The organism is Bacteroides sp. f07 (assembly GCF_042854785.1).
Classification (GTDB): domain Bacteria; phylum Bacteroidota; class Bacteroidia; order Bacteroidales; family Bacteroidaceae; genus Bacteroides.
In genome coordinates this window covers 43721-62540 of the sequence record NZ_BAABXI010000002.1, presented here as the reverse complement: position 1 = coordinate 62540, position 18820 = coordinate 43721, and the positions used below count along the sequence as shown (strand labels likewise).

Annotated in this window: 11 protein-coding genes; 3 read left to right on the top strand and 8 right to left on the bottom strand. The window is 40.4% G+C overall.

Features of this window, described 5'->3' with window-relative positions; all coding sequences use genetic code 11:
- Nucleotides 1-17: 17 nt before the first annotated feature.
- From ACGHVY_RS15395 to ACGHVY_RS15360, 8 genes are all read right to left on the bottom strand, one after another.
- Nucleotides 18-2342 (bottom strand): DPP IV N-terminal domain-containing protein, encoded by a 2325-nt coding sequence (locus ACGHVY_RS15395; RefSeq protein WP_390599729.1) that lies wholly within the window; start codon nt 2340-2342, stop codon nt 18-20.
- 83 nt (nt 2343-2425) lie between these two features.
- On the bottom strand, nt 2426-4099 hold the full coding sequence (locus ACGHVY_RS15390) for a PKD-like family lipoprotein (RefSeq protein WP_390599728.1): 1674 nt from the start codon (nt 4097-4099) through the stop codon (nt 2426-2428).
- Between the two features lie 18 nt (nt 4100-4117).
- Nucleotides 4118-4864, bottom strand: coding sequence for a DUF4843 domain-containing protein (locus tag ACGHVY_RS15385; protein ID WP_308747171.1), 747 nt, complete (start codon nt 4862-4864; stop codon nt 4118-4120).
- 21 nt (nt 4865-4885) lie between these two features.
- Nucleotides 4886-6409 (bottom strand): RagB/SusD family nutrient uptake outer membrane protein, encoded by a 1524-nt coding sequence (locus tag ACGHVY_RS15380; protein ID WP_308747172.1) that lies wholly within the window; start codon nt 6407-6409, stop codon nt 4886-4888.
- A gap of 12 nt (nt 6410-6421) precedes the next feature.
- On the bottom strand, nt 6422-9778 hold the full coding sequence (locus ACGHVY_RS15375; RefSeq protein ID WP_390599726.1) for a SusC/RagA family TonB-linked outer membrane protein: 3357 nt from the start codon (nt 9776-9778) through the stop codon (nt 6422-6424).
- A 59-nt stretch (nt 9779-9837) separates the two neighbouring features.
- On the bottom strand, nt 9838-11043 hold the full coding sequence (locus ACGHVY_RS15370; RefSeq protein WP_390599724.1) for a FecR family protein: 1206 nt from the start codon (nt 11041-11043) through the stop codon (nt 9838-9840).
- A 247-nt stretch (nt 11044-11290) separates the two neighbouring features.
- Nucleotides 11291-11860, bottom strand: coding sequence for an RNA polymerase sigma-70 factor (locus ACGHVY_RS15365; RefSeq protein WP_390599723.1), 570 nt, complete (start codon nt 11858-11860; stop codon nt 11291-11293).
- A gap of 287 nt (nt 11861-12147) precedes the next feature.
- Entirely contained in the window at nt 12148-12651 is a 504-nt protein-coding gene (locus ACGHVY_RS15360) for a hypothetical protein (RefSeq protein WP_390599722.1), read from the bottom strand.
- A gap of 793 nt (nt 12652-13444) precedes the next feature.
- On the opposite strand from ACGHVY_RS15360, the gene ACGHVY_RS15355 reads away from it, so the two are divergent.
- The 3 genes from ACGHVY_RS15355 (at nt 13445) to ACGHVY_RS15345 (ending at nt 18810) form a co-directional block, all read left to right on the top strand.
- Nucleotides 13445-14020, top strand: coding sequence for an RNA polymerase sigma factor (locus ACGHVY_RS15355; RefSeq protein WP_022138046.1), 576 nt, complete (start codon nt 13445-13447; stop codon nt 14018-14020).
- Nucleotides 14021-14100: 80 nt separating this feature from the next.
- Entirely contained in the window at nt 14101-15204 is a 1104-nt protein-coding gene (locus tag ACGHVY_RS15350) for a FecR family protein (RefSeq protein ID WP_390599720.1), read from the top strand.
- Between the two features lie 156 nt (nt 15205-15360).
- Complete coding sequence (locus ACGHVY_RS15345; RefSeq protein ID WP_390599719.1) at nt 15361-18810, top strand: SusC/RagA family TonB-linked outer membrane protein; 3450 nt, start codon at nt 15361-15363, stop codon at nt 18808-18810.
- Nucleotides 18811-18820: the final 10 nt, after the last annotated feature.

Here is an 18820-nt window from a genome sequence, read left to right as displayed (position 1 = left end):
AAATCTTATCTATTGTCTTATTTGTTGCGATTAATGTCTCCCCAATAATCCGCACGAGTATCACCCAGCAAATGTTTAGCGAAGAAACGGTACATTTTCTTTTCAAAATACTTATCAGCAGAACCATATCCATGACCGGCACCCGGAATCACCAGCATATCAAAATCCTTTCCGGCTTCAATCAAAGCCTGAGCCATACGATATGTATGCGCAGGATTCACATTCTTATCCATATCTCCGGTGACAAGCATCAAATGTCCTTTCAGATTCTTGGCAATCTCTGCATTTGACTTTACACTAAACTTATATTCATACTCTTTTGTCTCGTTGCCCAAACTATCTTTCACCACTTTTTCCACTTCCTTCACGCCGTTGTAGCATTCTCCCCATCCACGGTTGTAGATGTTGTTATCATGATTTCCAGAACATGAAACGGCTGCCTTGTAAAAGTCAGGATACGTGCAAATGGCTGCAGCAGCCATAAATCCACCACCAGAATGCCCGTAGATACCTACCTTGTCAATGTCAATATAAGAGTGTTTGTGAGCCAACTGCTCGATAGCATATTTATCATCAGCTAATGGATAATCACGCATATTGCCGTAACCAAACCGATGGTATGCCTTTCCACGCATAGGGGTATCTCCCCTGTGAGACACAGCAATTACGATAAAACCTAACTGCGCCAAACGGGTACAACATCTATCTTCTAAGGTAAACGAAGTAGGAACCTGACCAAAGTAAGGACCTGGATATACCACAGAAATAATCGGACACACCTTAGTCGAATCAAAGTCTGCCGGTTTCCACATTACTCCATGCAAATCAGTTACATTATCAGCAGCCTTCACAACAAAACGTTCCGGCTTTTTCCATCCGGCTTTGCTGGCCAACTCAATATCTGGCTTGGCCAATTCAAGAATCGTTTGTCCCTTGTTGTCTTTCAACATAATTCTAGGTTCCATATCCACTCTTGAATAAGTATCAATATAATATCTGTTAGACTTCAAGAAGTTAACTTGATGCTGACCGTCTTCCGTACTTAATGGAGTCACTCCTTCCCTATCAATATGTACTTTGTAGAGCATGTAATAAGACGGATTAATATCTTTTTCCCTACCATATCCATACAAATATACTGTTCGCTCCAAAGTATCAATAGAAGCTATCTGACCTGCCACCCACTCACCGGAAGTCATCACATTCTTCAGCTTTCCATTACCATCATAATGATAGTAATGCCCCCATCCCGTACGTTCAGAACGGAAAAGAATATCTTTACCATCATTCAAAATAGCAACGCTACGAGCATGAGGGTCACGATACGGTTTGTCAACTTCGTGAATAATTTCTTTCACTTCCATTGTCGAAATATTAACAGAACAAACATCCACTTCATCCCATGTACGTTTTGTACGTTCGAAAAAGAGGTATTTACTGTCAGATGTCACACACAAAGGAGCTACGTATTGATCCGGCCACTTATTTATATTAGCTTTTTTTACGGTGCGTTCGATTACATCAACTATCACCAGTTCATTCTGGGTTACATTCTTATCGCCAGGGAATTCATAACGATAAGTAGTTAGGGACGGTCTGTCACCCAACGAATTTATCACCCAGAAATCCCTAAGCAGACGTTCATCTTCGCGTACTAGATAAAGATGCCGTGAATCGGGGCACCAACGGATATCAGACATGACTTCTCCTTCGTCTTCCGTTCCTCCATCATGCGCATAAGAGTAATACCGAACTCCGTCAGTAGTCAACTGCACTTCCGTTGTGTCCATTCCCATCTCTCCGTTACCTTTCACATACAAATTGTGTTTTTTCACATAAACGAGATATTTCCTGTCCGGCGAGTATTTCATCCATGAATAACGATCAAATAATGACCGGCTCTTATCTTTCTTTTTCTCTCCAATCTGATGTGTCAGGCGATTATATTCATAGTTCTTCCCTTTATAAGAAAAAGAAAATACAGCTAGGTTTTCAGAAAACTTGATATCACTCAACTCCAGTTTATTCCTGTCTACTACTCCTCTAGTAATCTGTGCTATTCCCGATACCAGTTTCCCTTTATCAAACAACGGTTCTTTTAACCGACGTTCAGGATCTACAAAATAATAATCCTTCCCGGCGGTCGTATGAAAATCAAACCAGAACTTATCTGTTCCATTGATTTCATTTGGCCAGATACTTAGGTTATTAGCAGAAAAACTACCTCCTAACCCGAAAGTCTGAAATTCATTTGCCAATTCATAGTTGGCCTGCTGTTGGGAAAAAACATGCAGAAATCCCGACCAAGCAAATAAGATTATAAACAGTATTCTTTTTCTCATATTCAAATAAACAAAGGAGAATCACATAAAGTATTCAAGACTCAATGCGATTCCCCGCATAATCTAATATAGATCAAATTATTTTAAAGGTCAAACTGAACAAGCTGGTTGGCATTTCCTATTTTATATAGTACATCCACTATTTTTCCAAAATTATTATCTCCCTCCTTCTCACTTTCCTCATTCGGGTATAATTGTTTTATCTCTACATCATTAACCAATCCTGACTCTTGTTTATCCTTCTCTTCCACCCCATATATAAAGAAACTTCCGTCTTCCAGGGCAACCCCTAACTGACCGTTGTAAACCCCATATTTCGGATACAAATATATATCATTAGATGAAAGAGCAATCACCTTCTTGTCAAATGTATGAATCAATTTTGGAGCAGACACCACACCTTTCACATATTGGCAATACCACAATTCATTCCCCATTGCAATAACAACATATTGTTTTTGTTCAAATACAGCCATATCTGTATACTCTTTATTTTTCAACGACGTCAAGTCATTCTCATAATAATCATATATATCCCATTTTTTATTCTTCATTCTGAAATAACGCAATTGATAGGACATATCGTCACCCTTCATCAAAGCCACCCATGCTTGCATCATGTCGCCATTCACATTAACTGATGCAGTTTTCATTGCTATAATACTTTCATCATGCATATTCTGAAAGTTCTTAGCATCCTCTCCTTCAAATTCAACTATTTCTCCGGTATCCTTCACCGTATTATCATAAAATGTCGGGTCATTGGAACTATTCTTCACCCCACCTCCATTTCGAATAATTACTAATGAATTATCCTCTTCACGAAGGGCCAGAACCGCATCCATATTTCTGTCCTTAAACTTCTGTACAGGATATAAAGCACTGAATTTAGTATAATTCCACAGCGGAATAGACATATAAGCTCCAGCATGAAAATCATTCGCAACCGGCTTCGTGTGCATATAGATATATCCATTTTCATCACGAATAAATTTTGCAGAATAAGACATGGCAGCTTCTACAGGTTTGAAGCCTCCGACCGGCAAATCACCATAAAACTCATCCTCTGTATATACTTCACGCTCCAAAGTATTACCGTTCAGCTCCACCCAACAATCCTGCATCACTACCAGTTCATCATATACAGTCTCCACTTGCCCAAAAGTACTGGGATAGCCCAAATGCTCAAAGATACCTTTGGGATTGGTTCCCAAATCTTTGACTAAATACTTTTCGACAGAATGATATGCAATAGAATCACGTACCACTTTCTCCCCCCAGATATTCACTGCTTCTGACACACCATACAAGGTTTTAATTTTGATAAATGAAAGTGTTGACTTTCCATCTACATCAGACAAAATCACCCATCCTCTCTGATAAGGAGAACGAACCAGAATATTGGTTGAAGCAGAGTGCTTAACACCTGTCTTATTGTCGATGACAGAGAATGTGAGTTCAAACAATCCGATTTTATGAGAATTGAAAGTATACGAAGGCGCTTTTGCATTTAGCAATTCCCCGTCCAGCCTCCATTCGTAGCTCACATCCGGGTCTGTTTTATCAATTGTAAACTCAAATGTGGGGGTTATGACCAAGTCTTCATCTATTCCAACACTATAATTTTTCTCAATATTATTAATAGTGCCTTTCAGTTCATTAATCGGTGTATAATCATAATTGTTCTTATCATCCAGGCAACTGCAAATACTACCCAATAAAAGTAGTGATAAAATATAAACTGTTATCTTTTTCATACTTCTTCCGTTTTTTAATTATCCGGCAACAGGAATTTCCATTTTACCATACTCATCACTCATTGGTTCATCCGGATGTTGAATATTATAATCTTTAATTCTATTTTTCAAACGCAATGCATATTTACGCAATATAAACATATCTTTTCCGTCAAATACCACCCCGTCTTTTTTCAATTCTTCCAAAAACATTAAATATTTCTTTTCCGAATACCTCCCCAGATACCATTCTTCAACAATGTTATAGGGATTATTCACATCACCGTCATTTCTAGTCCACCACTCAGGTGCAAACAACAAATTAGATACGGAAATAATAGCACGCGAATAGACACTCGGACCTTGACGCACCTCACCACCATCATTCACTTGCAACGTCAACAGTTCAGCTTTCGTATCCAACTTCTCGTAATACTTCAAAACCACCAATATTTCTCCAGTTAGTTCTCCCGCTTTAATTACGCATTTCTCCGGTAATTCATATTGGGTAGCAGGCAAAGTTGTTCGTTCCGGATCTACACTGACCGTAAACTCTAAATCCTTATCCTGTACTTTTCCGGAAATGGTAACTCCTAATAATATCTTAGCATTTTCACCTTCATTATAAAACTTAAAAGATACACCTGTTGTATCTGTTGTCATATTTTTCTCAAATGCAACATATGACACATCATTTGTATGGGTCACTAATCCTTGCTCCTCACAAGAAGTAAAGAAGGAGACTCCCAACAATACAATGACTATATAAAAACTTATTCTTTTCATATATCTTCAATCTTTCAAAATTTAAATATTGCTTTCCGAATCAGGCAATGGCATCACCAAATTTTCTTCAATCGCCGGATATTCTACGAACTGCTTTTTATCCGATCCTTCCAAGTTCCGCTTCAGGCGCTTGTATAAAAAGAAGGTCTGTCCTTCGCCAATAAATTCACGACGAGCATCATCAACAATCAAATTAATGAAATCCTGCTTTGTTCCCGATTTGCTAAGATCAGGAGAGCTAATACCTCTTCCTTGCTTCACAGTTTTAAGATATGTCTTGGCCAATTCCTTATCCGTATCATAAATAGCCTCTGCAGCTATATAATATACTTCAGACATACGGATCATAGGCACCATTGTACTATTCACTTTACCAAAACCAGAACCTTCATCTTGTTTTTTATACTTCAATGAACGATAAAAAGAAGAAGTATTCGGTCCTAACTGATACTTAAGACGCCAATCTTTGCCGCTCTCGTTACCGAAGAATTTCGTTACCACAGCATCACTCAAAGCCAAATACCTTTCATCATCCGGTTTCGTAGCATTATCACTTGCATGATTAATCTCCAAATCCCAATCAGTCTGATCTGTAGAGTATAATGCAAATATGATGTCTTCATACATCTTTATATTCCCATTCTCTATATTCATTGGTCCACTATAACTGCTTGTTACTGCCTTGTAATAGCCTTTGTCAGCATTAATATCTATTAATAACTTCGCTGCCTCATATGCCTTTTCCGGTTGTCCTGCATACAAGTAGACACGAGCCAACTCCGCAGTTACAGCATGATAATTAAGATGGAATCCTCTGTACCAAACAAAACGTTCCTCTCCGGAAGGAGACTTAGTAAAACGATTGCCTGAAGTAAACTCAGATGACTTATCTACATCCTTCAGAATCTTTTGTGCTTCTATCAAATCAGCGATGATGCGTTCCAAACAGTAACTGACTGTTTGCCGGTCGGCCAGATAAGATGGATATTTGTCCACATAAGGAATAAAAAGCCTGTCCCCCGGGTTCATAGCCAAAGACGGCGCATATATACGTAACAAATCAAAGTGCATATATGCCCGTAAAGCAATAGCTTCTCCTAAAATCATATTTTTCTCCTGCGTACGTTTGTAGAACAGCATTGTATCTTCCTCTGCCACTTGCTGTGCAAGGTTATTGCAATTGGCTATTATATTCCACGCAGCACTCCACATAGCATCTGTTGTAGGAGTCAGTTCAGAGTTCTTATACAAGAACTGAGATAATTTCTTCATAGCTTTACCACCACCGCTGTCGGGAGCCTTGTCCAAGTCATATACCTGTCCCCAGCCATCTATCAACCCCCAACTCAGATTACTACCGTATAAATCGAAAGTTGCCAACTTCCGGTATATACCGTTCAGAGCTGTACGATAACCGTTTCCTGTTTCAAACAAATATTCTTCCTTTATCTCATCTGCAGGTCTCACATCCAGCCAATCACTACAAGAGCTGAGCAAGATAGCTGCTAGACATGACGCAAATATTAGAGTATATATCTTTTTCATTTTTCTTCTTTTTTAGAACTGTGCTTTTAATGAGAATTCCACTTTCCAAGATCTCGGATAGCTCAATCCGCGTTCCTGTTTAATAGAGGACCAATTTATCAAGTCGCTCGTAGAAGCTTCCAGACGAAGCAGATTCATGCGGAGATGTTTTTTTATCCAGTCACGGTTAAAATCATAGCTGACATTCAATGAATTCAATCGAACCAATGCTTTATCCTGCACGAAACGTGATGTTGGCAAAGTAGTCATCCCCCGGTCTTTAATATCTTTAAACTGAGCTATGTCACCCGGTTTTTTCCATCTGTCCGTCAATACGCGTAAATCGACATTCTTGTTCACTAAGTCCGCATTCTCCACATTGTTGACCAATGTTTGATTGTATTCCTGTCCACCCCACTCATAAAGGAATGAAGCAAACAGAGTCCAATTCTTATACGACAGGTTCAACCCGAAAGCACCACTACATTTAGGTTCTGTATTTCCAACTACAACCTCCTGCGCAGCATTCCACTTATCAGCTATAGAGCCATCACGGTTCAAAAAGATCTCTTTACCCGTAGTAGGATCAATGCCCAATGAACGTACAGCCCAAATTGAAGTCAGAGAAGCTCCCTCCGCATACTGTGGCAGTGGTACCGAATACTCCGCACCATGAGACAGCCCTAATGTTTCCTGATAAAGTGCTTCATTTTTATAATAAGCGGCCACTCTCTCATTATATGCTTTCTGAGAATCGGAAATCTTCAGAATCTCATTCTTATTGTGTGCCATATTTCCCCATAACGCCACATTCCAATTCCTGTCACGATAAATATCCGCACGAAGTTTTAATTCTACACCTTTGTTGGCAACTTGTCCCATATTATCTTTGTAAGTAGAGAAACCAGAAGTTTGGGAAAGGGTGACATCATTCACCAAGTCGATTGTCTTATTATAGTAATACTCGAAATCAATGGTCAAACGGTCGTGCAATGTTTTTGTTTCAATACCGACACTCAGCTTATCCGTCTTTTCCCAAGTCAAATCTTTATTACCTAAGGCTTTCAATACAGCTCCATAACCTGTTATATACCATTCATCAAATAAAGTTTCATACATCGTCGTTGCAGCATAAGCCGGAAAATTGACCTTACCGGTACGCCCATACGAAGCGCGTAATTTCAACTTATTAATATATCCGTTGCTTTTGAAGAAATCATAATTATGTATATTAACGCCCACACCTCCAGAGAAGAAAGGAGCCCATTTCTGATTTGCCCCAAACTCTGACGAACCGTCGAAACGTACAGAAGCGTCTACCAAATAAATATCATTCCACGTATAATTGGCAGAAGCCAATACGCTGACTCTTCGTGTGGTATTCTCAGTACGGGTAGGTTTCTTATATACTTCCGCCGCATAATTGAGCGAGTGGAACTCACCCGACGGGAATCCACGATAATGTGCATTGGTACTTTCAGTGGTACCAGAAGCAGCTTCCCAACCTGCTGAAACATTCAAGTTGTGCTGCTTGTTAAAACTACGGGTATAGTATAAAAAAGCATTGGAATTCCAATCCAGACTTTCTCCATTCGTCGTATACAAATCACCGGCAAGATTATTATCTTTTGAACCTGTAACACTAGTTTTACTTGAAAGCGGATCAATAAATTTCTCTGATTTGGAATATTTCTTCGTTACACTGAATTGTCCTTTAACCGTCCAGTAATCATTCAGATACCAGTTAAAGCTCAGATTATCGATAACCTCATCATAAGAATTCCAATTATAATTACCCAAAGTCGCTTCATACAGCGGATTATTATTATCACGTCCACTAATTTTCGAATATGTGAGTTTCTCCCGGAGTGTTCCATCATCTTTATAAGGAGAGTCATAAGGCTGTAGTCCGGTAAAATCACTAAACGAACCATACGGAGACTCTTTCGATTTCGTATGTCCGAAAGACACATAGTTTCTTACTTGCAGATTCTTGATACGATAATCCAACGAGAAGCCTGCACTATATCGGTTACGCTCTGTGCCCTTCATCACGCCGTCTGCTATATTAAATGAACCGTCTACACCATAACGCAGATTGGGAGTTCCTCCCTCCAAGTAAACACTATGCTTATGATTGAAAGAGTTTTGAAGTGGAATAGACATCCAATCCGTATCTACTCCTTTTTGAATTAAAGCGTATTTCTTATAATAGTTATTCATTCCTACGGCAGTCGATGGAATGTTAGTTTGTCCTTTATCAAATAATCCTGCGAGACGCTCTATTTCCAGTTTCTCCGATGCGTTTGCCAAATTATAGTCTCTCAAATCGGGCATTTCCAGTGTTCCTGTAAAGTTATAAGAGACACGAACCTCTCCTGCTTTCGGAGCAACAGTAGTAATTACCACCACACCATTAGCAGCACGTGAACCGTACATAGCAGTAGCAGCAGCATCTTTCAAAACCGTCAAGCTCTCAATACGGGTAGGATCCAAATCATATACCTTCTCAATACTTACCTCAAAACCATCCATGATAAAGGTTGGTAGGTTAGGATTATTCTCCAAATTTGATTTTGAAAGCTGATCTTTATCAAGTTCTTTTACACCAAAGCCTGAACGTCCACGGATATACATTTCAGGTAAGGCATTCGGGTCAGAACCAAATTGTACGTTATCTACCAAACGGAAAGAGGGATCGAATGACTGGATCGCTCCGATTACATTTGTTTGCGATACCTTACGCAAATCATCACCCGAAATCTGTGTAGAGCTACCCGTAAAACTGGATTTACGTACATTGCTATATCCAGTCACAACCACATCTTCCAATGTTTTGACATCATCCACTAATGTAATTTCAACCGTTTTCCGGCGGGTAGCGTCTACTTGTACAGTTTGCTTTTTCATACCGATAAAAGAAACCTCCAATGCCACCTTATCACTTTTCACGTCCAAAGTGAATTCACCTTCAATATTGGTAGAAGTACCTGTACGGGTACCTTTAACAATAATACTGGCTCCGGGAATCGGCTCTCCATGTGAGTCTGTCACCATACCACGAACACGGTTTTCACGCTTTTGTTTGCGAATGACAACAATACCGTCTTTCATCACATAGTCAAACCCTTGAGGATTCAATACCAACTTAAGAGCTGCATCCCATCTCTCATTTTTCACATTAATCGACACAGGTGGAACGTCCTTGAACATTTGTGAATTATACAACATATTCACGCCTGTCTGTTTCTTCACTGCATCCAAGACAGTCTCGATAGAGACATTGTGCAGTTTCAAAGTTACCGTCTTGTCTTGTGACGGTAAAGCCCATGCACTAAACGTGCAGCACATTGCCACTAGAAAACATAGCAGCCATCGTTTTTCTCTCATAAATTAATGATTAAACTTTTGTGTACCTAATATTCTAATTATTCTAATATTCTATCCTTCTATTCCTGTTCATCCGCTTTGTCATATATCAATATACTCCTGCCACTGATTTTGTAAGTCAGATCCCCTGTCAATTCCAAAGCATCCAGGAAGGAATTTATTGTTCCGTGGCGTTTCAAGCTGCCACTATATGTAATGTCCCGCAGGTTCGGGGTTTCGTAATAAACCTGTATGTCGTACCAGCGTTCGAATGTCTTCATAATATCACCCAAGGGACGGTCATTAAAAATGTACATGCCATCTACCCAACCAACGTATTCTTCCAAATCCACCTCGCGTTTCGTTGAACTATTAGCAAATACAACAGCCTGTTCACCCGGAGAAAGAGTAATCGTTTCCGCATTTAATGTGGAGAATTTCACTTTCCCATGCACCAGAGTCGTATAGCAGACAGAGGCATCGGCATAAGCATTCACATTGAATTCAGTACCAAGTACGGTTATTTCTCCAAGATGAGTTTGTACCACAAACGGATGTTCCTCATCCGCCACAACATCAAAATAGGCTTCGCCTTCCAAACGTACAATTCTGCGTTTACCGGCAAAACGTACCGGATAAGTCAGTTTGGAACCGGCATTCAAATGAACCGTAGTTCCATCTGCGAGGATTACGGTGTTTTCACCCCCACGCGGTATAACCAGTTCATTTGATTTAGCTGGTTGCTCTTCGACATTTTTTTCCTCGTGTTGTGTTGCAACGGCAGGTTGGTAAGAAAGTACACCTTTCTTATATTTTACTTGAACACCGTCCACTATTACGCTCACTTCTTTCTTATTCACATCAATCACGCTGCCATCGGGCAAAGTCAGTTGTGCCTGTTGAGTTCCCGGTTGAATCAGAACTCTCCCCTCCTCTTCCTGTGAAATATAATTCGACATGTAGAAAGAAAGGGCGACAACTAAAGTAACGACAGCCGCAGCGGTGTACCACCAAATCCGGAGAGAACGACGCTTCTGAACTTTCGGCTCCATCCGCCCGATTTTCTGAAGAAAAGATTGATAAGCCTTCTTTGACGAATAATTCTGATACTCTCCAAAGGCGACTCTCAATGTCTCCCCGTTCTGAAGTTGCCCATATACTTTTCGTAAGTCCGGACATTCCACCAGCCGTTTTTCAAGGTCTTGTTGCTCCACTTCATCGGCTTCTCCCAAAAGAACCTTTCTCATCAAAGCGGCATCTTGATATACATTTTCGAACTTATTCATCTTATTGCGATTTTTTAATTAAACAATTGTTTAATTACTCTTTATTATAAATATACATAACTCATAGAAAGGGGTGACAAAAAGAATATATTTTTTTAAGATAAGAATATGAGCAATAGGATTTTAGAGAGAAATATATAGCATTATGCTATAATTTAAAAGAGAAAGTATGCGTTTTAACAAAGAAACCATTTCCTAATCAATTAATAAAAAGATAAAGAAGTATCAAATTGACTTTTTATTTATTTTAGAGAAATAAACAAAGAATTATGGAATTCATGGAATCTCCCAACCTTTCACGGAGAAATTTATAGCTGCGGGTCTTTTGAGTTTTAACGGTATTGATGCTTATATCCAGACGTTCCGCTATCTCTTCCCATGTATACCCCTCGATTCTCATTAAAATAATCCGGCGTTGTTCGGCAGGAAGCTCTTCAATATGGCAATACAGTTGGCGGATAATTTCTTCTTTTACCGTCAATGCATAAATCATATCTTCATCCTCTACACCTTCTTCTTCGGCTAAAGAACTCAATATGGTATCATGGATTTGATTATTGCGTATATATAATAAGGTGTTATTATAGCAGGCACGATAAAGATAATTGGTAAGTTCTTTAATATCGGAAAAGGTACGCTTGCCCTCCCATACAGAAATAAAGACTTCCTGCACCAAATCTTCCACCGCATCGGGGACTGGCAATATCTTGGAGACATAAACACATAAAGCAGCATAAAAACGATCGTAGAAATCGCCCCACATCTTTTCATCCTTCCGGTTTACTCCCGCTACTATGGTGTCAATTTTATCGTTCATACTGTCACATTACCTGCGAAAAAAGAAAACAGAATTCATAAAAATCACCGTAACTACTTACTTTTGCGATATTTACGAATGCAAATATATTGTTTTTTTCAGAAACGCAGACCTTGCCGGCTTACAAAATAGAAAATAAAAAAAGCTCTCTCACACACATAGAGTTTTTTCACTTTCCTCTTTCACCTATCACCGGGCATCTTGAAACAGTTTATTCATGGCACTTTCAGGTATGGTGATAGGTTGTCGGCAACCTATCACCTTATCTATCACCTATCACCGCCTTTTTATCGCTCTGATTTCTTGTTATTTCTCTTCAATCTTACCGGAAACCTCATTCTGACATGGCTACGAGCTGTTATTTTCCTGATTGTCATACACACCTTCTTCAACCAACATTTATGACAACAAGTTTGCTCCAATGCAAGTTCTGCCGCCAAATCCCGCATTTGGTCGTTCTGTTCCAGCCACATCCTACGCAATGCATCCCGCTGCGTTTTTGCGTCTCTATACATTTCTATTTCCTTGTCGCGTGCACTTAAGAGATAGGCATACGTTGCACAAGCCTCAGATTTGCTGATACAAAATTGCTCCAGCATCCCAACATATGCCAAAGTATCCCCTTGCTCTTTAACTTTCAAAAATGCACGAAGGCATTCATCGTTTACTACAACTGTATTATATTCCTTAAGATAAGCAGTTACCACTTTCATATCCGCCCAAAGTTGGATATACTCTTCATCAAGGTTGTGTCTCTTAGCCGCTTCTTTTATATTAATCCATTCCGACATAGTGTTCGTTTTTTATGTGTTATACAATTAAAAGAGTGAAAGCTCTTTTCTTAATATATTAGTACAACGGGCATCTGCACTTTCTATAATCCGGTGGGTGGGGACTAATTAGGGTATATACAAGGGCGCGAAACAAGCCGTCTGGACACAAGAAAGGCGCAGATGCTGTTGCACCATTATCCTTATCAGAGGCTAGCAACACCCTTGTACCAGATAATGAGAACAACAGACATCCACGCCAATCGTTTATATATAACACATCTCTTACGGATATGTTGATATACAGCCGTCCACGTGGAGTATCTGTTGTATCACCTCTCAGTACATAAAAGTTTGCTATTTTCTGATAAGAGAGACAATACGTTATTTACTCCATAAAGGAAATAAAAAACACTTTCCGCCAGTTTCATCACGCCGATGGGCTGAAAGTGCGTGACAAAGATAGATGTTTTTTTTGAACTATGTTGGAATACGGAAATAAATATAAGAAGTTTTGTATCAACAATGAGTCAGACAAGACGGATGCGGGCAAAGCAACCGTAACCTGTAGGACAACATTCCGTACCTTATAGGACAACAATCAGTTTCATACTTTGAAACAAACAGTTTCACACCGAGAAACAAAGTGTTTCACTAGGTGAAACAAACAGTTTCAAGGCATGAAACAAATAGTTTCAAATAGGGTTGAAACTATTTGTCCGTAAGGATATGCCAATATCTACCATTAATAATTATCAAAATGTTCCTAGAAAGCTTTTTTTTCGTTTCTTTGCAAAACCAAAAGCAGTAAGTAATGCACAGATTTCAAGAGAAACAAAAATATTACGACGAAAAAGACAAGCTCATATTGGAACTGTTTCGCACCAATCCTCAAAGTGCGTTCAAATTGATGTTTGATACGTATTATATGCCTCTTTGTCTTTACGCCGTGCAATTGACAGACTCTTTCAGCATGGCTGAAGACATCGTGCAGGACTTCTTTATCTCTTTTTGGGAGAAAAAAACATATCAGAATATTGCTGTCAAGTTACGCAGTTACCTGTTTTATGCCATACGAAACAACTCTTACTTATCATTAAGGAAGAACAACCTCGTCTCAATGGAAGAACTTTTTGATACGGAAATAGATATCACCGAATCTATCACCGACGAAGAAGAACTGAGAGAAAAAGAGAGGAAAATCATGGAAGAACTGGAAAAGCTGCCCAAACAGGAACTCTCTGCCGTGCAAGCGGTGATTCTCGAAAACAAAAAATACAAAGAAGCGGCAGAAGAACTGAATATATCCGTGAATACCCTGAAAACCCATCTGTCACGTGCATTAAAGCGCTTGCGCAAAGATAACAACCTAATACTTTTATGGCTATAAAATAATTAATTTTATATTTTTCGTTTCTTATGTCACCCATTTTGCAACTTTTATACTCCTTATTATAAAGGATTGATAAAATGAGCAAAGAAATGAAAAACCCTCGCACGCAGTTCAATAACTTGAATGAACACAAGAAGGCGGCAAAGACATGGTTTGAACATCATAGAATCAGACGTTGCCTTGACTTCATCGAACAGTATGACGCTGCACAAGCATGGAAACGCCTTCAGAAAAAGAAAAGCCGGAGACAAATACGTCGCGTGACATATACATCTGTTGCTGTCGCGGCATCTTTCCTGCTCATTTTCACACTGGCTTACACTTCCTTATCTCATAATTTCCCTCATAAGGAAACAGAACTTTCCGCCGCAACGGATTCTTTTCCGGAAATGGGCAGCAAAAAAGCCACTTTAACCCTGGATGACGGGAAAGAAATAGATTTAGGTACAAAAGAAGGAAATATAGAGAGTACGGAAGGCACAATTGCCGTCAGCAAGCCCAATGAGGCGCTTGTTTATCAAGACACGAAAAAGGAGACGCCCAAGACTCTCAAATACAATACGCTAACCGTTCCCCGTGGCGGCGAGTACCTGCTGGTTCTGGCAGACGGGACAAAGGTGTGGTTAAATTCTGAAAGTAGCCTGCGTTATCCGGTCAGTTTCGCGGACAAACGTGAAGTTACTTTGACAGGTGAAGCCTATTTTGAAGTTGCCAAAGACAATAAACGTCCTTTCATAGTCAGTGTTTCCGACAATAAAATAGAGGTACTGGGCACGAAGTTTAATGTCTCAGCATATCCGGAAAATAAAATCTATACGACGCTGGCAGAAGGTAAAGTAAAGATATATAACCAGGAAGCTTCGGTCACTCTACTCCCGAACCAGCAAGCGGCAATGCACGGGACGGGGGATATCGAGGTAGAAAATGTGGATGCAAGCCTCTTCACATCGTGGTCGCAAGGAATGTATGAGTTCCGCAAGACAGAGCTTGGAGACATCGCCGCGCAACTTTCACGCTGGTACAACGTGGATATCCGCTTCAATAATGAAAAACTGAAGCACAAACGCTTTGCCGGAGTTATATTCCGCAACAACGAACTAAGTTTCGCCATCGAAGTAATCGAGAAAGTGTCGAACGTGAAATTTATCAGAGAAAACAATCAAATATATATAACAGAATAGCGGAAAGGGTGGAGCCTTCCCGCTATAAATAAACAATCAAAATCCTGTAAGACAGGAAATTTCACATCATTTAATCAAAACAAAGTTATGGGAAAAAAAGTTTTAAACGAAATTTTTCTTCGTAAGAATTTAATGATTAGATGTTTTATAACTTTTATGCTCTTCTCTTTAACAGTTGGCACACAAGCGTTTGCCCAGGCCGACAAGAAGATTAGCATAAATGTTCAAAACACTCTGGTCAGGGTAGTGTTGGATCAATTGCAAAGAGAGACGAATCTGCATTTTGTGTACGAAGAAACGACCATTCATCCGGGACAGACAGTGACATTGAGTTATCAAAACACCTCTTTGCCCAAAGTTCTTCAGGATTTCTGCAAACAGACTTCGTTGCGTTACGAGATTAAAAGGAATCTGATTCTTCTTTATCCGGAAAAAGAAGTGACAGGCAGTGACAAGAAATATGCTCCTGTAAATATTTCGGGGACTGTCGTAGACGAAAACGGGGACGGGCTGGTAGGCGTAAGCGTCTTTGTCCCCAAAAGCAACAACGGCACCATCACGGATGCCAACGGGCACTTTTCAATCAAAGCCGCACCGGGCGAAGTACTAACTTTTACTTTTGTAGGCATGGCAGACCAAATGGTAAAGGTTACTCCCGCCACCAAAGCTATAAGTGTGAAATTATTGCCTGCCACTTCTGCATTGAGCGAAGTGATAGTGACCGGTTATCAAACCTTATCCAAGGAAAGGGTGACAGGGGCATTCGGGCTTATTTCTTCAAGCAAACTGGAAACCAAACTGCAACCCGACTTGAAATCTTTACTGGAAGGACAGGCTGCCGGTATCGTGATAGACAAGAAAGGAAACATTGAAATCCGGGGCGTTTCTACTTTCAATGCCGAGAAAACCCCGCTGCTTGTAGTCGACGGCTATCCAATCGAAGGTAAACTGGAAGACTTGAACCCTGATAACATCCAGAATATCACAGTGCTCAAGGATGGTGTAGCCGCCTCTATCTACGGTTCGCGGGCAGCCAACGGGGTTATCGTCATCACAACGAAGCGCGGTCAGAAAGGAAAGGCGGTAGTCTCTTACAAAGGTTCGTTCAACGTGACGCTGAAACCTGATTTAAGCAAATTGAACAGGGCATCTTCATCGGATTATATTGATGCCGAGATTGACTTGTTCAATCAGTCACCGGACAGTTATGACCCACTGGATGAGGGTAATATGAGCAGAGTCAGTTATCTGTTGATGCAGGCACACAATAACAAGATAACACAGGATGAAGCGATGGCGGAAATAAACCAGCTCCGCCAGGTAAATGGCTTGAAACAGATTGAGAAGTATATGTTCCGCAACCAGTTGAGCCATCAGCACAATGTTTCCATTTCCGGTGGCGAAGACAACTATATGTACAACGTAGCAGCCAATTATAATTACAAAAGAGGCAGCTTCATCAATACGAATGAGGACAGGCTGATTCTGGATTTCAACAACCAATGGAAACCTTATAAGTTCTTAATCATAGATTTGGGGGCAAATATCTTATACAACCGTACCAACGAACCGAATACGACCTATTCGGCCCTGACCGGATATAGCAGCGGCTCCGATTTGCAGCCTTATACCGCCATTGTAGATGAAAACGGAAAGCCGTGTAATGTATGGGGACTCAGCCAATATAAAGTAAAAACTTACCAGAATACGCCCGGCATGAAAGACTGGACGTATAATCCGATTGAGGATGTTTATAAGGACGCAATAAGCACTACGAACTTCAGCACAAGAATCAGCGGCAAACTGCGCCTGGATATTATGAAAGGACTGAATATCGAAGTCGGCGGAGTGTGGCAAAGGGGCAATTACCAATACAAACAACTGCGCCAGGCGGATTCTTACGCTGTACGCATCGCCTATAACGACGCGACATCCAAGACAAATACCGTAAACCATTATTTGCCCGACGGTGCTGTTATCAACGAAAAAAGAAATGTAAGCGAGGATTGGACAATACGTACCCAAATCAATTACAACCGTTCATTCCTGAACGACAAACACCGCGTCACAATCCTTGCCGGTAACGAAGTGCGCCGTTCTACGTATGATTACAACACTATGGCAACCCGTGCGGGATATAATGAAGTAGCCGGCTCGTTTATCCCGATGAATTTAAAAGATTTTGTCGGCAATGTAAACTATGCGGATATGTTGTTCGGCTCTCCATGGAGTCCCCCGTTATATGATACATTCACAAACGGGGAGTACACCTATCGCGACAACCGTTTCGTGTCCTGGTATGGTAACGGCTCTTATGAGTACAACAACAAGTTTATCGTAAGCGGGAGTGTACGTATGGATTTAACCAACTTCTTCGGCACAGACCCTAAATATCGCCATAAACCGCTTTGGTCTGTAGGTGGAACATATAAGCTTGCCAATGAAGATTTTTTCGATGTACCGTGGATTAACAGGCTGAATATCCGTGCGTCTTACGGTATAAACGGTAATATTGCCTTGGATGAAGGCCCGTTCCTGATTCTGGAAGCGGGAGATTACAATCAGACGACCGGCGGCGTATCCTACAAGGTGGCTTCCCCGCCCAACAACCAGTTAAGATGGGAAAAGACAAAAACTACTAACATCGGTCTGGACCTCTCTTTCCTGAACAGCCGCCTGAACTTTAGTTTTGATTATTATACCAAAAACAGTTCCGACCTGCTGGCGAAAGACGCGATAGACCCTACTACCGGTTTTGCTTCTCTGACAAAGAATGTAGGCAGGATTGTCAATAACGGTATAGAAATAACGGTAGATGCTGACGCTATTGTGACGCGTAATTTCAAATGGAATATCAATTACAATTTCGCATACAATCACAACAAAGTGAAAGAATATAACGTAACCCGTAGTTACGCAAGCAGTTACACGCCGAGCACAGGTTCTGTCACAGTTGCCGGATACCCCGCCAATTCTATCTGGGGATATAAATTCGCAGGTTTGAATGAAGAAGGTGCCACTATGATTTATAATTCAAAAGGAGACAAAATCTTGATTGGTGATGCCGAGATAGAAGATGTTTATTGCCAGGGAAGCTTACGCCCCAAGTTTGATATGTCCATGACTCAGAGTTTTAGTTATAAGAACTGGGATTTATCATTTATGTTAATCGCCAAATTAGGTCATAAATACCGCAAGGATGCCTTTAGCGGCTCTAACTATTCCAACCGCCATGTAGGCGAAAGATGGCAAAAGCCGGGAGACGAAAAGACGGCGATTTATCCGGTACTGAAAAGCTGGAATATGGATTTATTCGATTTTCCGTACTTGGATATATTAGTTGGGAACGCCAGTTATATGAAATTGCGGGATATCACGCTGGCTTATACTTTTGACCGCTCGCTCATCAACAAGATTCATCTGAATAATGCAAGAGTCTATTTTCAGATGCGCAATTTATTCAGGATTACAGCCAAAGGAGTCGACATAGACCCTGAAATCGCAGAAGTCAATGAAACTGGATATTCCGGTCCCACTTACGACCAAGGATACACTTCATTGCCTTTACGTCCTGAGTTTTATATCGGTTTGTCATTCTCATTTTAATTGAATAAAT

What these genes read in the sequence shown, in the direction of transcription:
- ACGHVY_RS15385 (WP_308747171.1), bottom strand. Translation starts at nt 4,864, where the DNA reads ATGAAAAGAATAAGTTTTTATATAGTCATTGTATTGTTGGGAGTCTCC.
- ACGHVY_RS15380 (WP_308747172.1), bottom strand. Translation starts at nt 6,409, where the DNA reads ATGAAAAAGATATATACTCTAATATTTGCGTCATGTCTAGCAGCTATC.
- ACGHVY_RS15370 (WP_390599724.1), bottom strand. Translation starts at nt 11,043, where the DNA reads ATGAATAAGTTCGAAAATGTATATCAAGATGCCGCTTTGATGAGAAAG.
- ACGHVY_RS15360 (WP_390599722.1), bottom strand. Translation starts at nt 12,651, where the DNA reads ATGTCGGAATGGATTAATATAAAAGAAGCGGCTAAGAGACACAACCTT.
- ACGHVY_RS15390 (WP_390599728.1), bottom strand. Translation starts at nt 4,099, where the DNA reads ATGAAAAAGATAACAGTTTATATTTTATCACTACTTTTATTGGGTAGT.
- ACGHVY_RS15355 (WP_022138046.1), top strand. Translation starts at nt 13,445, where the DNA reads ATGCACAGATTTCAAGAGAAACAAAAATATTACGACGAAAAAGACAAG.
- ACGHVY_RS15345 (WP_390599719.1), top strand. Translation starts at nt 15,361, where the DNA reads ATGCTCTTCTCTTTAACAGTTGGCACACAAGCGTTTGCCCAGGCCGAC.
- ACGHVY_RS15350 (WP_390599720.1), top strand. Translation starts at nt 14,101, where the DNA reads ATGAGCAAAGAAATGAAAAACCCTCGCACGCAGTTCAATAACTTGAAT.
- ACGHVY_RS15375 (WP_390599726.1), bottom strand. Translation starts at nt 9,778, where the DNA reads ATGAGAGAAAAACGATGGCTGCTATGTTTTCTAGTGGCAATGTGCTGC.
- ACGHVY_RS15365 (WP_390599723.1), bottom strand. Translation starts at nt 11,860, where the DNA reads ATGAACGATAAAATTGACACCATAGTAGCGGGAGTAAACCGGAAGGAT.
- ACGHVY_RS15395 (WP_390599729.1), bottom strand. Translation starts at nt 2,342, where the DNA reads ATGAGAAAAAGAATACTGTTTATAATCTTATTTGCTTGGTCGGGATTT.